Here is a 15,537-nt window from a genome sequence, read left to right on the forward strand (position 1 = left end):
GCGCGATGGACGACCCCGAGATGTTCCGGCAAGGCGGGTTCCGGCTGGCTGCCCGGACCCGCGGCGCGACCGCTGACGAAGCCCAGCTCAAGCGGCTCCGAACCTTCGCGCAGCAGGAAGACGCCCTAGCGGACGCAGTCGTCGAATGGCTGCACCGGGAACCCCACCGCCAAGAGCTCGTCGACAAGGCGCTCAGCGGCGACCAAACTCCCCCAGAGCTCGCCGACTTCATCGAGCAAGTCGAAGCTACCCCGTACTGGGTCGACCAAGAAAGGCTCCTCCGCGGCGCGAAGGCGATCACCCGCGCCGGGCTGCTCGGGCTCTTCCCGCTCGGCGACATGTCGCTGATGGGCGGTTACCTCGCCTCGCGTGCGACGAAATCCCTGGTCGGCACTGGGGAAATCGAGCACCGGGCACTGCGGCGGCTCGTGGAGACCGCGGCGTGGTGGATTGACGTCACGACTCCGGGGGCGCTCCAGAAACACGGCACGGGATACCAAGCCGCGCTGCGGATCCGGCTGGTGCACGCGCACGTTCGGCGCGCGATGAACAACCGGCCGGACTGGGATTACGAGCGGTGGGATCGGCCGGTCAATCAGGTCCAGACCGCGGGCACCCTGCTCCTTTTCTCCCTCGTCTACGTCTTCGGCACGCAACTGCTCGGCCTCCGCTACACCGCTCGCGAGAAGGCCGACATCCTGCATCTTTGGCGCTACGTCGGCTGGCTGATGGGCGTCGACGACGAACTGTTGCCCGCGGATGAGGGCGACGCTTGGCGGTTGCTCTGGATGCTGGCCGCCACCGAGTTCATCCCGGACGACGACTCCAAACGGCTCGCCCGCGCCCTCGTCGATACGCACGCTGCGGTCGGCGAGGGGCGCGGGGCCGCTGGGAAGGCGCTCGCGCAGGTGAACGTCGGCGTGCACTCCGCGATCAGCCGGCTGGTGCTTGGGCGGGACAACGCCGACTTTCTCGGGTTGCCGGACAACCCGGTCGCGCAGGTCGCAGTGCTCGCCGCGGCTGGGGTGAATTACGCGGCGGAGACGGTCCGGCAGCTCGTTCCCGGCGCTACTGCGCTGCAGGAAGTGCTCGGCGCGTTCGGGCGCCGGCGGTATCTCAAGCGGATGGGGCGGAGGGGCGCCCCGGCCGCGCCCGCCCGCCCGATAGGCTGCATCCGTGCTGCTCAGTGACCGTGACCTCCGCAAAGAGCTCGACGCCGACCGCCTCGGCATCGACCCCTTCGACCCTGCCATGGTCCAGCCGTCCAGCATCGACGTCCGGCTCGACCGGTACTTCCGGGTCTTCGACAACAGCAAATACACCCACATCGACCCGCAGCTGCAGCAGGACGAGCTGACCTCGCTGGTCGAAAAAGAGGGCGACGAGCCGTTCGTGCTGCACCCCGGCGAGTTCGTGCTCGGGTCCACGTTCGAGCAGGTCCGGCTCGCCGACGACCTCGCGGGCCGGCTCGAGGGCAAATCCTCGCTCGGCCGCCTCGGGCTGCTCACCCACTCCACCGCGGGCTTCATCGACCCCGGTTTCTCCGGGCACATCACGCTCGAGCTGTCGAACGTCGCGAACCTGCCGATCACCCTGTGGCCGGGAATGAAAATCGGCCAGCTGTGCATTTTCCGGCTGTCCAGCTCGGCGGAATTCCCGTACGGCTCCAGCGAGGCCGGCTCCCGCTACCAGGGGCAGCGCGGGCCGACGCCGAGCCGGGCGTACAAGAACTTCCACCGCGTCGACACCTGGCGCTAAGCCGCTCGCACCGGGGCCGCCCAGTCGATCTGGTGGTCCCACATGAACCGGTTCGGGTCTTCGGCAGGCGGTTTGCGCGTCGCGCGCGTGACGAAGAAGTCCCGGAGTACGCGGCCGAGCGGGCCCGGCGCCTTCGCGTCGCCGTTGCGTTTGCCTTGTGCCACCACGGCTTCCACTCGCTCCCGGCGCAACGCCTCGAAGGTCGTCAACGCGGCCGCCGGGCCGGGTACGTCGCGCAGGCACCTCGCGAGCGTCACCGCGTCCTCGATTGCCATCGCCGCGCCCTGACCGGCTGCCGGTGACGTCGCGTGGGCGGCGTCGCCGATGAGGCCGATCCGGCCGCGGTGCCACACCGGGACCGTCGGGAAGTCGTACGTCGCCCACGGCTCGTAGATGTTTTCGCTGGCCTCGATGATCGCGGTAACCGCGGTGCGGTCGGGGCGGGCCAGGTCGAGCAGCCGTTTCCGCCAAGCCGGACCGCGCATCGCGGCGAGGTCGGACTCTCTCGGCTCGCTCGCGTGCGGCACGTTCGCGAACCACCAGACCGCGCCGTCCGGGGCGAGTACGTGCGCGAAGAACGCCTTGCGGCCGAAGATCATGTGCATGACGCCCGGCTCGTCGTCGAGATCGAGCCCGCGCGCGAAACCGCCGGTGTTGAGCAGCGGCACGTACCGCGGCGAGGGCGCGTCGGGATCAAGGATCCGGCGGACGGTCGACCGCAGGCCGTCAGCGCCGATCAGCACGTCACCCTCAACTTTCGTGCCGTCGGCGAAGGTCGCGGTGACCCCGTCCTCCGTCTGGCTGGCGTCGGTGAGCCGCTTCCCGAACTCGGTGGGCACGCCGCGTCTGGCCGCTTCGTCGCGCAGCGCCACGTAGAGGTCGGAGCGCAGGACGGTCTGGCTCACCGTGCCGTCCGGCAGCGGCCCGCCGAGCGGGAAATCGTTGAGCCGACGGCCGTTGCCGAGCCCGAGCGTCATCCGCGGAGTGTCGAAGCCCAGGTCTTTGACCAGCGGTTTCAGTCCGAGCGGGGTGAGCGCGCCGAGTCCGTTGACGGCGAGCGTCAGGAACGCGCCGACCCCTTCCGCGCCGCGGTCGTACGCCTCGTACAGCACGGGTTCGTGGCCTACCTCGTGCAGTGCGATCGCGGTGATCGCCCCCGCGATGCCCCCGCCCGCGATCAAGATCCGTGTCATGATTCGTCCCCTCGAATATCTTAAAAAGTAATTCGTTCTATCGAACTAAATAGTCCGCTAGACTTCCGGGCATGTCAAGCGAACGCGAGGAACTGGTCTCTGAGCTGCTGAATCGTGCGCGCAAGCTGTCCACCGAGACGGTCATGTTCCACACCGCGATCGCCGAGCAGAACGGGCTCTCCACGGTCGAAAGCAAGGTGGCCGACTACCTCGCCCGGCTCGGGCCGCTCACGCCGAAGGAGCTGGCCGAGTACGCCGGGCTCGCGCCCGCGTCCGTCACCGCGCTGGTCGACCGGCTCGAGCGCAAGGGCATCGTCAACCGCATGCCGCATCCGGACGACCGGCGCAAAGTCCTGGTCGGGGTCGCTCCGGCTAACGTCGAGCGCGCTGCCCCGCTGTGGGACCACCTCATCGCGGCGACCCGGAAAGTCGCGGCGGGCTACTCCGACGAGCAACTCCAAACGGTGATCGGTTTCCTCGATCAGGCGGCGGCGATCACCCACGAGTCAACCGTGCGTCTCACTCGTCGCTCAGCGGAGTGAGGTAGCCCCACGGCCGGGTAGGAAATCGCCGCGGCGTCACCGGATGGTGGAAAACTTGCGGGCATGGTTTCGGCCGGGAAACGTCTGCTCTTAGTCCTCGGCCTGATGGCCACTCTGCTGCCTCCTGCCGCGCACGCGGCCACTGCCCAGCCGGCGCGGAGCTTGCAGGTCACCGCGGTCGCTGAGCCGCATCGGGTGCACGCTGGCGACCAGGTGACGTTCACGGTGAGCGTGACGAACCCGGCGGCGAGCGCCGTGTCCGATGTGGACGTCGTGGCCGAGCAGAACCCGCAGTGCGGCAAGAAGATCGGCTCCCTGGCTCCGGGCGCCACCGCGCGTTACCAGTGCACGTTCGCCGCGCCGGAGCAAGGATTCGCCGCCACGGTCAAGGTGACCGGTGTGGGTCCCGGCGGTGAGCAGCTGTCGGCTTCGGCGAGCAGCAAGGTGGACGTCCTCCGCCCGGCGGTGACGTTGACGCAGCAGGTCGACAAACCGGCTTATCGCGCTGGCGATCAGGCGACCTTCACGCTCAAGGCCACCAATACCGGTGACGTTCCCTTGCATGACGTGACCATCAGCGACCCCGGGGTCCCTTCGTGCGCTCGCGCCCTCGGTGCGCTCGCACCAGGGCAATCGGTAGTGGGCACCTGCTCGGCCACGGTTCCGCTGCCGGACGGAGCCAGCGCGACCGTGAAGGGAATCGACCCGCTCAGCAAGGTCGTCACCGCGATCGCGGACGTGAAAGTTCCGCTCATCACGCCCGCGATCTCCGTCTCGAAGGCGGCCGTCCCGCCCGTAGTGCACGGCGGGGACCAGGTCACCTGGAATGTCACCGTGCGCAATACCGGCGACAGTCCCTTGAATCCGGTCGAGGTCACCGACGACACGACACCGGAGTGTTCGCGCTCTTTCGGCACCCTCACGCCGGGGACGCAGCAAACCTATTCCTGCACCGCGAAACCCGCGCTCACCACGACAAACTCCGTCGTCGCCACGGGTATCGACGCCACCGGCCGACCGGTCACGGCCAAGTCCTCGGCCACTGTGACCGTGATCCATCCGTCCTTGGCGGTTGCCGTTGCCGCCTCCCCCGCGCAGGTGCGCGAAGGGGACCGTGTCACCTTCGCAGTCACCGTGCGCAACACCGGCGATGTGCCGCTCGACGACGTCGCGGTAGCCGACGACACCGTGCCCGGCTGTGTGCGCAAATTCGACACGCTGGCTCCCGGCGCGGCCGAGACGTACCAGTGCGAACAGTTAGCTCGTGCCGACGTTGTGACGAATACCGTTGTCGCGACTGGTAAAGATCAGCTCGGAACGACACAGCGCGCCACCGCGGACGCGCGAGTGGACGTGGTTCACCCGAGTCTGGAGGCGACCGTCGCCGCCGCACCCGCCCAGGTGCGCGAAGGGGACCGCGTCACGTTCACCGTCACGGTGAGCAACACCGGAGACGTCGAGTTACATGACGTCACAGTGGCAGACGACCGCGTCGCGGAATGCGCGCGAAATCTCGGAGCCGTTGCCGCCCAAGGAAAGCAGACCTTCACCTGCGCCACCGTGGCCGGAGCGCAGGGCTTCGCGAACGACCTGGCGGTAACCGGCACCGACCCGACTGGCCGCCAAAGCACCGCGAAGGCGAGCGCGTCGTTCACCGTGCAACACCCCGCGGTGGCCTTGACCGCGACCGTCCAAGGTGGACCGTTCCGCGAGAACGATGCCGTGTCGGTGCACGTGAATGTGGCGAACACCGGCGACGTGCCGCTCACCGGACTGGCCGTCACGTCGATGGCCCGCGCCGAAGGCTGTGCACGGCAACAAGACTCGCTCGCCCCCGGAGCCAGCTGGACCTTCGACTGCGCCACCACCGCGCCGGGCACCGACGTGACCGAAGCACTGCAGGTCACCGCGAAACCCCCGGTCGGCGCGCCGGTGACGGCAGCGACCGAGGCGGCGATCGACGTGATCCATCCGCTGGTCACGCTCGCGCAGAGCGTCGCGCCGACCGTCGTGCGTCCCGGCGAACCCACGACGTTCACACTCACCGTCACCAACGCCGGCGACACCGAACTCCACGACACCCAGGTCGCCGACCCAGCCGTCCCAGGATGCGGAAAGCGGCTGGGAACCCTTGCCCCGCAGGCAAAGCAGACCTACACCTGCACTCAACACGCGACCGACGACCTCACCAGCGACGCGACAGTCACCGGCACCGATCCGTCCGGTCGCCCGGTCACGGCGAACGCGAGCGCGCACGTTGACGTCATCCATCCCGCCATCCAGCTGACCCAGACTGTGTCCCCGACGCAGGTGCGCGAGGGGGACCAAGTCACCTTCACCGTCACCGTGCGCAACAGCGGAGACGTCCCGCTGGCTAAAGCGTCCATTGTGGACGAAAAGACTCCCGGCTGCGCCCGCGACTTCCCCACCCTGGCCGCTGGCGAGGACCAGCACTACACCTGCACCGCCAAAGCCGGGCCGGACGGCTACTCGAACACCGCGAAGGTGACTGCCGCAGACCCGATCGGCGGCACGGTAACGGCCACGGCGGAGGCTGCGTTCACCGTGGTGCATCCAGGACTGGCGTTGACGAAAACCGTCCACGGCGGCCCCTTCCGCGCAGGCGACCCGGTCCCCTTCACCATCACGGCCACCAACACCGGTGACGCCCCACTGACCGCCGTCAAGGTCACTGACCAAGGCCCGTGCGCGAAAAGCCTCGACACCCTCGCCCCGAAAGCGAGCAAAACCTACGACTGCACCATCCCCGCCCCAGGTGACGACGCCGTCAGCACCGCGCACGCGACCGGCAACCCGCCGGTCGGTCCGCCGCTCACCGCGTCCGCCGACGCGCACATCGACGTGATCCACCCCGCGCTGGCCGTGATGACGTCCGCGAGCCCGACCGTCGTGCGGGCAGGCGACCCCCTCACCGTGACGGTCGCGGTCACCAACACTGGCGACGTTCCGCTCCTCGCGGTGACCAGCAACGATCCCGGTTGCCCGAAGAAGTTCGACCGCCTCGAACCCGGTGCCGCGCAGAGCTATCAGTGCCCGGTGAAGGCCAAACTGGACGACTTCACCGTCGTCGCCACGCTGACCGGGACCGATCCGACGAACCGTCCGGTCACCGCGTCCGGCTCGGCGAAGATCGACGTCATCCACCCGGAAATCGCGATCTTGAAGGACGCGCAACCGTACGAGGTGCGCCAAGGCGACAAGGTCACCTTCTCGCTGCTGGTCCGCAACGTCGGCGACGTCCCGCTGACCGCGGTGTCCGTGGTGGACGATCGCACTCCGGCCTGCGCGCACCAGGTCCCGAGCCTGGCCCCGGACGCCCAAATCGAGTACCAGTGCACGATCACCGCGGGCGCGGAAGGCTTCACGAACACCGCGAAGGTGACCGGCACCGACCCGACCCAGCGAACGGTGAGCAGCTCCGCGCAGGCGTCGTTCAAGGTGAGAAAGCCCGAGCTGGCTGTCGCCAAACACGCGGCCGCCGGCAACGCGTACCGGGCCGACGACGCGGTGCCGTTCGAGGTCGTGCTGACCAACACCGGCGACCAGCCGTTGCACGACCTTCACGTGACGGGCGATCCTGCCTGCGCACGCGCCTTCGCCGAGCTGCCGGTCGGCAAAACTGAGCGCTACCAGTGCGTGTCCCCGGCCAGTGCCAACCAGGTAACGGCAACCGCGGCCGCCCCGTGGGGTCCGCCAGTCACCGCGACCGGAAAAGCGGACTACGCGGTGCTCCATCCTGCGCTCGACCTGCGCCGCGACCACCTGCAACAGCCGATCCGGCCGGGCGACCCGGTGACGTACGTGAGCACCCTCCGCAACACCGGCGACGCGCCCCTGCACGAGGTGACCGTTCGCGACGCGGACCCGGCGTGCTCGTTCACCGTCACCCAGCTGGCCCCTGGCGAACAGGTGACCCGGGCCTGCACGCTCTCGGCGCGCGCGGACGTGACCACGACGACCACCGCGACCGCGGCCGACCAGACCGGCCGGACCATCACCAGGGAGGCCACCACGACGACGAAGGTCGGGCCGTGAGAGGGCAAAAGAAAAGGCAGCGAAGAAATACCTCTCCCTGCCGTATTTAACTTATAACGCACTGGGGGGCTTGCCGCAAGACCCGGGTAGTGCCGCAGAATCTCCAGCCGACCAGGCTGCCGCTCGAAGGCGAACGAAAGCCGGAACGACCACAGACGGGGGAAACGAACGAATGGGCAGCTACGTGCTCGGTCTCCAGCAGATCGACCGGGAGCAGGTCGCGATCGTCGGAGGCAAGGGCGCGCATCTGGGCGAACTCGCGCGGATCGACGGGATCCGCGTGCCGCCCGGGTTTTGCGTGACGACGGAAGCGTTCGAGCGGATCCTCGGGAACGCACCGGAACTGGCCGGGCCGCTGGAGCGGCTGGCGAACCTGAACCCAGACGATCGCGACGCGATCAGCAAGGGCAGCGCGGAGGTCCGCCGCGCACTCGAAGCGATCGTCATTCCGGACGATCTGGCGGCGGAGATCACCGAGGCGCTGGTGGACGGACGCGCCTACGCGGTCCGGTCGAGCGCCACCGCGGAGGACCTTCCGGGAGCTTCCTTCGCCGGTCAGCAGGACACCTACCTCAACGTCATCGGCGCGGAGGCGGTCCTGCGGCACATCAGCCGGTGCTGGGCGTCGCTGTTCACCGAACGCGCGGTGACCTACCGGCTGCGCAACGGCTTCGACCACCGGAAAGTCCACATGGCCGTGGTCGTGCAGCAGATGGTGTTCCCGAGCGCGGCCGGGGTTCTCTTCACCGCCGACCCGGTGACGTCCAACCGGAAGATCGCGACCGTGGAGGCCAGCTTCGGCCTCGGCGAGGCGCTGGTCTCCGGCCTGGTCAACGCCGACAGCTACCAGGTGCGCGACGGCGCGATCATCGACAAGGCGATCGCCGCCAAGCAACGCGCCATCCTGGCCGTTCCCGGCGGGGGCACCGAAGAGCAGCACATCGGCGCGGACCAGCAGGAACAGGCCGCGCTGACCGACGACCAGGTCTTGGCGCTCGTGGAACTCGGCCGCACGATCGAGGCGCATTTCGGCCGCCCGCAGGACATCGAATGGTGCCTGGCCGACGACGAGTTCCAGATCGTCCAAAGCCGCCCGATCACCACGTTGTTCCCGATCCCGGAGGCCGTCGGCGAAGGGAACCGCGTCTACGTCTCCGTCGGCCACCAGCAGATGATGACCGACGCGATGAAGCCGCTCGGCCTGTCGGTCTGGCAGCTGACGACTCCGCGGCCGATGGCCGAGGCGGGCGGGCGGCTGTTCGCGGACGCCACCGCGCTGCTGTCGGCGCCCAAGAGCCGCACCGCTTTCCTCGCGGTGGCGGGGAAATCCGACCCGCTGATCAGTGACGCGCTGGAGACCGTCCTGTCCCGCGACGATTTCCTCCCGCTGACCGAGGACGACGGACCCGGCGAGCAGATCCCCGGCGCCGCACCGGCCACCATCGAAACCGATCCGGCGATCGTCACCGAGCTGATCGAGCAGAGCGAGGCCTCGATCGCCGCGCTGCGGCGGGAAATCGCCACGAAGTCCGGCAGCGAGTTGCTTGACTTCCTCTTCGAGGACGTCAAGGAATTGCGCCGGATCCTCTTCGACCCGCGCAGCCACCAGGTGTTCACGGCGGCGATGCAGGCGTCTTGGTGGCTGAACGACCACTTGCACGACTGGCTTGGCGAAAAGAACGTCGCCGACACGCTCACCCAGTCCGTCCCGCACAACGTCACCGCGGAGATGGGCCTGGCGCTCCTCGACGTCGCGGACGTGCTCCGGGCGCACCCCGAGGTCGTCGAGTTCCTGCAAAAAGTCGAGGACAACGGGTTCCTGGACGAACTGCCCAAGCTGGCGGGCGGCGAGGAATCGCGCGCGGCCATCCAGGGGTACCTCGACAAGTACGGCATGCGCTGCGTCGGCGAGATCGACATTACCCGGCCGCGGTGGAGCGAACAGCCGGTCGCGCTGGTGCCGATGCTGTTGTCCAACATCAAGAACTTCGAGCCGGGGGCCGGACAGCGCCGCTTCGAGCAGGGCCGCCAGGAGGCGTTGGACAAGGCGCGGGAAGTGCTCGAACGCCTGCGTGCCTTGCCGGACGGCGAGGCCAAGGCCGAGGAAACCGAGCGGATGATCGAGCGCGTCCGGACGTTCACCGGATACCGCGAGTACCCGAAGTACGGCATGATCAGCCGCTATTTCGTGTACAAGCAAGCCCTGCTGGGCGAGGCCGAACGGCTGGTGCGGGCCGGGGTGCTCGACGAGCCGGAAGACCTCTTTTTCCTGCGGCTGCAGGAATTCCAGGAGGTCGTGCGGACGAACGAGGTCGACCGCGGCCTGATCCAGCAGCGCAAGGAAGCCTTCCGCTCCTACGAATCGCTGACGCCGCCCCGCGTGCTCACGTCGGACGGCGAGGCGGTTTCCGGCAACTACCGCCGCGACGATCTGCCCGAGGGCGCGCTGGTCGGGCTGCCGGTGTCCGCGGGGACCATCGAAGGACGCGCCCGCGTCATCCTGGACCTCGCCGACGCCGATCTCGAACCGGGCGACATCCTCGTCACGGCGTACACCGACCCGAGCTGGTCTCCGCTGTTCGTCGCAATCACTGGCCTGGTGACCGAGGTCGGCGGCCTGATGACGCACGGCGCGGTAATCGCGCGGGAGTACGGCCTGCCCGCGGTCGTCGGGGTCCAGAACGCCACGCGGCTGATCAAGGACGGCCAGCGGATCCGCGTCAATGGAACAGACGGGTATATCGAGGTTCTCGACGCTGGGTAGTGGGTCGTCGCCCGCTGCGCCATTTGGAGGTAACCATCGTAATCAGTTCGTGATAGTTTCCGCGGCTGTGTCCTCCATTAGTGTGCGCGTCCGGGTCGTGAGTGTGACTCTCAGTGTTCTCTTCGGGGGGCTCGGAGCAGCTGGCGGAACGTTCGCGCTGCGCTCCGGGCACCTCGACACACTGAGCGTCGCCGTCCCGGAAACGCGCAACGACGGGCTGTCCTCGGGTGCGCTGCGCCCGTTCGCGGTGTCGCCGGCGTCCTCCACGTCGGCGACACCGAGCACCAGCGCACCCGCGACTACTCCGGCACCGTCGACGTCGGCCACGCCCGCACCGCCCCCGCCGCCCACCGAAGAGTCCAAAGAGGACACTCCGACGAGCAGCAGCGCCAAACCGGCGCCCAAGCCGCGCGGCGCGCCGACGTTGGCGGGCCAGGTCGTCGCGTTAGTCAACGACGAGCGGGACAAGGCGGGCTGCGACCCGGTGACCGAGGAACCGCATCTCGACAAAGCCGCGCAAGGGCACAGCGACGACATGTCCAGCCGTGACTACTTCTCCCACGACACCCCGGAAGGCGAAAGCTTCGCCGACCGCATCACTGCGGCGGGATACTCCAAGCCGGGCGCGGAGAACATCGCGAAGGGCGCGACCACCGCGGACCAGGTGATGCGGATGTGGATGAACTCCAGCGGGCACCGCAAGAACATCCTCAACTGCTCGCTGACGAAGCTGGGCGTCGGCGTCACGACGGACGGCTGGTACTGGACGCAGGACTTCGGCTACTGATTCGGCCGCGGCGGGAGGCCGTAGCGGGCCAGCACCGTCGCGCGCAGCTTCGGATCCGTTCGCGGCACCGGCTCGATGAACACCTCTGAGACGTCCGTGAACCGCTCGCTCAGTTCGTCCGCCAGCCGCACGCACGCGTGCTCCAGGTCCGCGGCGCCGAGCGCGTCGTCGAAGTCCACGCGGGCGCACACCAGCACGTGGTCGGTCCCCATCAGCATGGTCTGCAGATCCACGATCGCGTCGATCTCCGGTGCGGCCCCGAGGTGGTCCCGGATGCCGCGGACCAGCCGCGGGTCCGCCTGCCGTCCGACCAGCAGGCCGCGGTTCGTGCTGCCGAGCAGGTACGCGACGCACGCCAGCAGCACGCCGATGAGGATCGAGGCGATGCCGTCCCACACGTCCGAACCGGTCAGCTGGTGCAGCCCGATCCCGGCGAACGCGAGCAGCAGACCGACCAGCGCCGCCGAGTCCTCGAAGAGCACCGTTTTCGGCGCCGGGTCGTCGATCATCCGCAGGTAGGCGAAGAACGGCCGTTCCTCGGCCTTCGCGTCGCGGCGCACCTGGCGGACCGCCTGCGCCCACGACACCGATTCGAGCGCGAAGGCCAGCGCCAGCACGATGTAGCCGACGATCGGTTTCGTCTGCTCGGCACCCTCGCCGAAAACGGTGGTAAATCCTTCGTACAGTGCGAAAACCGCACCGGAAGCGAAGATCGACACCGCGGCCAGCAGCGACCAGAAGTACCGCTCCTTGCCGTATCCGAACGGATGGCGGCGATCCGCCGGGCGCTCCGACCGTTTCAGCGCGGTGAGCAGCAGGACCTCGGTGATGGTGTCGGCGACCGAATGCGCGGCCTCCGAGAGCATCGCGCCCGATCCGGTGATGATGCCCGCGACGAGCTTCAATATCGCGATCGCCAGGTTCACCCCGCCGGCCAGTACCACGGTGAGGGTGCTTTCGCCGCCGCCTTCCGATTCGTCGCTCACCCGGGAAAGCGTAATGGCCCCAGACGAAAACGGCCCTTCCAGCGCGAGGCTGGAAGGGCCGTTCTCCGTCGGTCCGGGTCAGTCGTCGCCCTCGGGCAACGGCGTTCCGGTCGGCTTCTCGTCGGTCGGGACGTCCGGCTTCGCGGACAGCTCCGCGTCCGATTCCTCCAGCGACGGCGCGCCCGAGGCGACCAGCGCCGGCTCCGGCTTGCGCTTCACCGCGGTGAGCAGCAGTTGCGCGACGTCGACGACCTCGACCTTCTCGCTCGCCAAGCCGTCGCTCTGGCGCGAGGTGACGCCGTCGGTGAGCATCACGCGGCAGAACGGGCAGCCGGTGGCGATCTTCGACGGAGCGGTGCCGAGCGCCTCGTCCACGCGCTCGACGTTGATCCGCTTGCCGATCTTCTCTTCCATCCACATCCGCGCGCCGCCCGCGCCACAGCACATCGACCGGTCGCCGTGCCGCGGCATTTCGCGCAGCTGCGCACCGGACGCGCCGACGAGCTCGCGGGGAGCGTCGTAGACCTTGTTGTGCCGGCCCAGGTAGCAGGGGTCGTGGTAGGTGACGTCCTCGGCGACCGGCGCGACCGGCGTCAGGTGCTTCTCCCGCACCAGGCGGTTCAGCAGCTGCGTGTGGTGCACGACGTCGAACTGGCCGCCCAGCTCCGGGTACTCGTTGGCGAGGGTGTTGAAGCAGTGCGCACAGGTGACGACCACCTTGCGCGCCTTGCGTTCCCGGCCCTCGAACACCGAGTTGAGCACCTCGACGTTCTGCTGCGCGAGCATCTGGAACAGGAACTCGTTGCCCGCGCGGCGAGCCGGGTCACCGGTGCAGGACTCCTCCGAGCCGAGCACGGTGTACTTGACGCCCGCGATGTGCAGCAGCTCGGCCACCGCGCGGGTGGTCTTCTTCGCCCGGTCCTCGAAGGCGCCGGCGCAGCCGACCCAGAACAGGTACTCCGCGTCGCCGAGGTCGCCGTCGAAGACCGGGACCTCGAAGTCGAGTTCCTCCGTCCACTGCAGACGGTCCTTGGCGTTCTGGCCCCACGGGTTGCCCTTGTTCTCCAGGTTCTTGAACATGCCGTTCAGTTCCGTGGGGAACGACGACTCGATCATCACCTGGTAGCGGCGCATGTCCACGATGTGGTCGACGTGCTCGATGTCGACCGGGCACTGCTCGACGCACGCGCCGCAGGAGGTGCAGGACCACAGGACATCTGGGTCGATCACGCCGCCGTCATCGCCGACCAGCGCCTTTTGCGACTCAGCGATCGCGAGGACGTCGATGCCGGCGTACATGTTGTCGCCGGACAACCCGATCTCGTCACCCGCCATGTCGCGCTTGCCGCCCGCGAGCAGGTACGGAGCCTTCGCGTAGGCGTGGTCGCGAAGCTGCGTGATGAGCAGCTTCGGCGACAGCGGCTTGCCGGTGTTCCACGCCGGGCACTGCGACTGGCAACGGCCGCATTCGGTGCAGGTGGAGAAGTCCAGCCAGCCCTTCCAGCTGAAATCTTCGATCGCGCCGACGCCGAAGGTGTCCTCGTCCGGGTCGGCCTCTTCGAGGTCGAGCACCTTGCCCTTGCTCATCATCGGCTTGACCGCGCCGAGCGCGACGCCGCCGTCCGCCTCGCGCTTGAAGTAGATGTTGAAGAACGCGCTGAACCGGTGCCAGGCGATGCCCATGGTCATCGTGCGGGCCACGACGATCAGCCAGACCGTCGCGCTCATCAGCTTGATGAAGGCGAACACCGACACCAGCGCCGCGCTGGAGGGCAACAGCTCGCTGAGCGGGTTCGAAACGAACGCGGCCCAGGTCGGCGTCTCGTGGACGTGCATCGCGGCCTTGCCCGCGCGCACGCCGATGATGCCGATGCCCTCGACGATCACCACGGCCTCGACGAAGTAGGCCCACTTGAAGTTCGAGCCCGCGAAGCGCGACAGCCGGTCGGCCCGGCGCGGGTGGTTCACCTGCCGGATGATCGCGAGCGCGACGCCGCCGACGACCGTGCCGACGCCGAGCAGCTCCATCAGGAGGCTCCACAGCGACCAGTCCTCGAGGATCGGCCAGCCCCAGGTCGGGACGAACACCTCGCCGTAGGCCTCGAACAGCGCGAGCGACCCGATCAGGAAGCCCCACATGACCAGCCAGTGCCACGGGGCTACCTGGCGGAACTTGGCCATCCGGGTGTGTGCCGCGAACTCCTTGATCAGGGTCATCAAGCGCGGCATGAAGGGGCCGTTGCGCGTCGCGTCCGGCTGGCCGAGCTTGATCACCCGCACGAAGCGGGCAATGGTCGCGATGAACATTCCCCAGGCGACGATGCCCAGGAGGACGGAGATCCCCCCGAGCGTCAGCTGTACAGCGCCCATCGTCGGGTGCCTTTCGTCCGGTGTGGTGGTGCCGCCGCGCGAGCGCGCCGGTGCCGAGCAGGGTAACGCTTCTTACTGATGGGTAACCGGTGTGGCGGCCCCAAGTCCCACCGATGTGGTGCACGCCTCGCTAGCAAGTGGGACGATCGTTCAGGTAGTTTGGTGAGCTATGGGTGCTTACTTGTACCTCGCTTTGGCCATCGCCGCAGAAGTGACCGCTACCGTCTCGCTCAAACTCTCCGAGGGCTTTTCCAAGGTCACACCGTCGATCCTGGTGGTCGTCGGGTACGGGCTGGCGTTCTTCGCGCTGTCGCGAGTGTTGAAGCTCGGGCTGCCGATCGGAGTGGCCTACGCGATCTGGGCGGCGGCGGGCGTGGCGCTGGTCGCGCTGGTCGGCGTGCTGTTCCTGAAGGAACCGATCAACCTCGCGGTGATCTCCGGGCTGGTGCTCGTGATCGGCGGGGTGGTGCTGATCAAGGTCGGGAGCCAGTCGTGAAAATCCAGACCGACGGCCGCAAGGCCCGCGGCGAGAAGCGGCGCACGGAGATCATCGAAGCGACCTTGCGGGTGATCGAACGCGACGGCGTCGCTGGGGTCACGCACCGCACGGTCGCGGCCGAAGCGGGCGTGCCGACGACGTCAACGACGTACCACTTCTCGTCGCTGGACGACCTGCTCGTGGCGACGCTCATCTCGTGCGCGCGCGACATGGCGACCGAGGTGTACTGGATGATCGACCGCGCCCGCTCGCGCGGCAGCCGCGGCGCGGAAGAGGTGGCGGGCCTGCTCGCGGAAGCGCTGGGACCGCGGCGCGGACGCACCATGGCGGAGTACGAGCTGTACCTGCTGGCCGCGCGCAAACCCGAACTGCGCCCGGCCGCGCGACGCTGGCTGGACGTGCTGACGTCGATGGTCCGGCACGACGACGAGGTCGCGTTCCGGGTGTTCCTCGCGGGTATCGACGGCCTGCTGATCCAGGGGTTGATCGACGACGAGCCGCCGTCCGCGGAGGAACTGCGGCCGGTGGTGGATTACCTGCTCAAACCCGCTTGAGGCGGGAGAATTGGGTGGAACCGCGGCG

11 protein-coding genes are annotated in these 15,537 nt (G+C 68.4%); 8 read left to right on the forward strand and 3 right to left on the reverse strand.

Annotated features, from left to right (window positions below; translation table 11 throughout):
• Positions 1-5: 5 nt before the first annotated feature.
• Positions 6-1,190 carry an oxygenase MpaB family protein gene (locus tag ACZ63D_RS16415; RefSeq protein WP_465355131.1) on the forward strand — a complete coding sequence of 395 codons (1,185 nt, stop codon included), beginning with the start codon at positions 6-8 and terminating at the stop codon, positions 1,188-1,190.
• Positions 1,177-1,758: a dCTP deaminase gene (gene dcd / locus ACZ63D_RS16420; protein WP_037354328.1), complete on the forward strand. Its 582-nt coding sequence runs from the start codon at positions 1,177-1,179 to the stop codon at positions 1,756-1,758. The genes ACZ63D_RS16415 and dcd overlap by 14 nt, the downstream gene beginning before the upstream one ends.
• On the opposite strand, the gene ACZ63D_RS16425 is transcribed toward dcd, so the two are convergent.
• Positions 1,755-2,951 carry an FAD-dependent oxidoreductase gene (locus ACZ63D_RS16425; protein ID WP_465355132.1) on the reverse strand — a complete coding sequence of 399 codons (1,197 nt, stop codon included), beginning with the start codon at positions 2,949-2,951 and terminating at the stop codon, positions 1,755-1,757. The two genes, dcd and ACZ63D_RS16425, sit on opposite strands and share 4 nt — an antisense overlap.
• A 71-nt stretch (positions 2,952-3,022) precedes the next feature.
• On the opposite strand from ACZ63D_RS16425, the gene ACZ63D_RS16430 reads away from it, so the two are divergent.
• From ACZ63D_RS16430 to ACZ63D_RS16445, 4 genes are all read left to right on the forward strand, one after another.
• Positions 3,023-3,493 carry a MarR family winged helix-turn-helix transcriptional regulator gene (locus ACZ63D_RS16430; RefSeq protein ID WP_465355133.1) on the forward strand — a complete coding sequence of 157 codons (471 nt, stop codon included), beginning with the start codon at positions 3,023-3,025 and terminating at the stop codon, positions 3,491-3,493.
• A gap of 63 nt (positions 3,494-3,556) precedes the next feature.
• A complete protein-coding gene (locus ACZ63D_RS16435; protein WP_465355134.1) occupies positions 3,557-7,549 on the forward strand; it encodes a DUF7507 domain-containing protein in 3,993 nt (1,330 codons plus the stop codon).
• A 172-nt stretch (positions 7,550-7,721) separates the two neighbouring features.
• Entirely contained in the window at positions 7,722-10,313 is a 2,592-nt protein-coding gene (gene rph, locus ACZ63D_RS16440; protein ID WP_465355135.1) for a rifamycin-inactivating phosphotransferase, read from the forward strand.
• A 103-nt stretch (positions 10,314-10,416) separates the two neighbouring features.
• Complete coding sequence (locus tag ACZ63D_RS16445; protein ID WP_465355561.1) at positions 10,417-11,100, forward strand: CAP domain-containing protein; 684 nt, start codon at positions 10,417-10,419, stop codon at positions 11,098-11,100.
• Here the strand turns inward: ACZ63D_RS16445 and ACZ63D_RS16450 are convergent.
• Complete coding sequence (locus ACZ63D_RS16450; RefSeq protein ID WP_465355136.1) at positions 11,094-12,086, reverse strand: cation diffusion facilitator family transporter; 993 nt, start codon at positions 12,084-12,086, stop codon at positions 11,094-11,096. The genes ACZ63D_RS16445 and ACZ63D_RS16450 overlap by 7 nt on opposite strands.
• A gap of 78 nt (positions 12,087-12,164) precedes the next feature.
• Complete coding sequence (locus ACZ63D_RS16455; RefSeq protein ID WP_465355137.1) at positions 12,165-14,456, reverse strand: (Fe-S)-binding protein; 2,292 nt, start codon at positions 14,454-14,456, stop codon at positions 12,165-12,167.
• Positions 14,457-14,625: 169 nt separating this feature from the next.
• On the opposite strand from ACZ63D_RS16455, the gene ACZ63D_RS16460 reads away from it, so the two are divergent.
• Both ACZ63D_RS16460 and ACZ63D_RS16465 read left to right on the forward strand, forming a co-directional pair.
• Positions 14,626-14,952 carry a DMT family transporter gene (locus ACZ63D_RS16460; RefSeq protein ID WP_465355138.1) on the forward strand — a complete coding sequence of 109 codons (327 nt, stop codon included), beginning with the start codon at positions 14,626-14,628 and terminating at the stop codon, positions 14,950-14,952.
• The gene (locus tag ACZ63D_RS16465; RefSeq protein ID WP_009085017.1) at positions 14,949-15,509 is read left to right on the forward strand and encodes a TetR/AcrR family transcriptional regulator; all 561 of its coding nucleotides are present in this window, start codon (positions 14,949-14,951) and stop codon (positions 15,507-15,509) included. The genes ACZ63D_RS16460 and ACZ63D_RS16465 overlap by 4 nt, the downstream gene beginning before the upstream one ends.
• The last annotated feature ends 28 nt before the right edge of the window (positions 15,510-15,537 follow it).

Source organism: Amycolatopsis sp. NPDC104775, assembly GCF_055583325.1.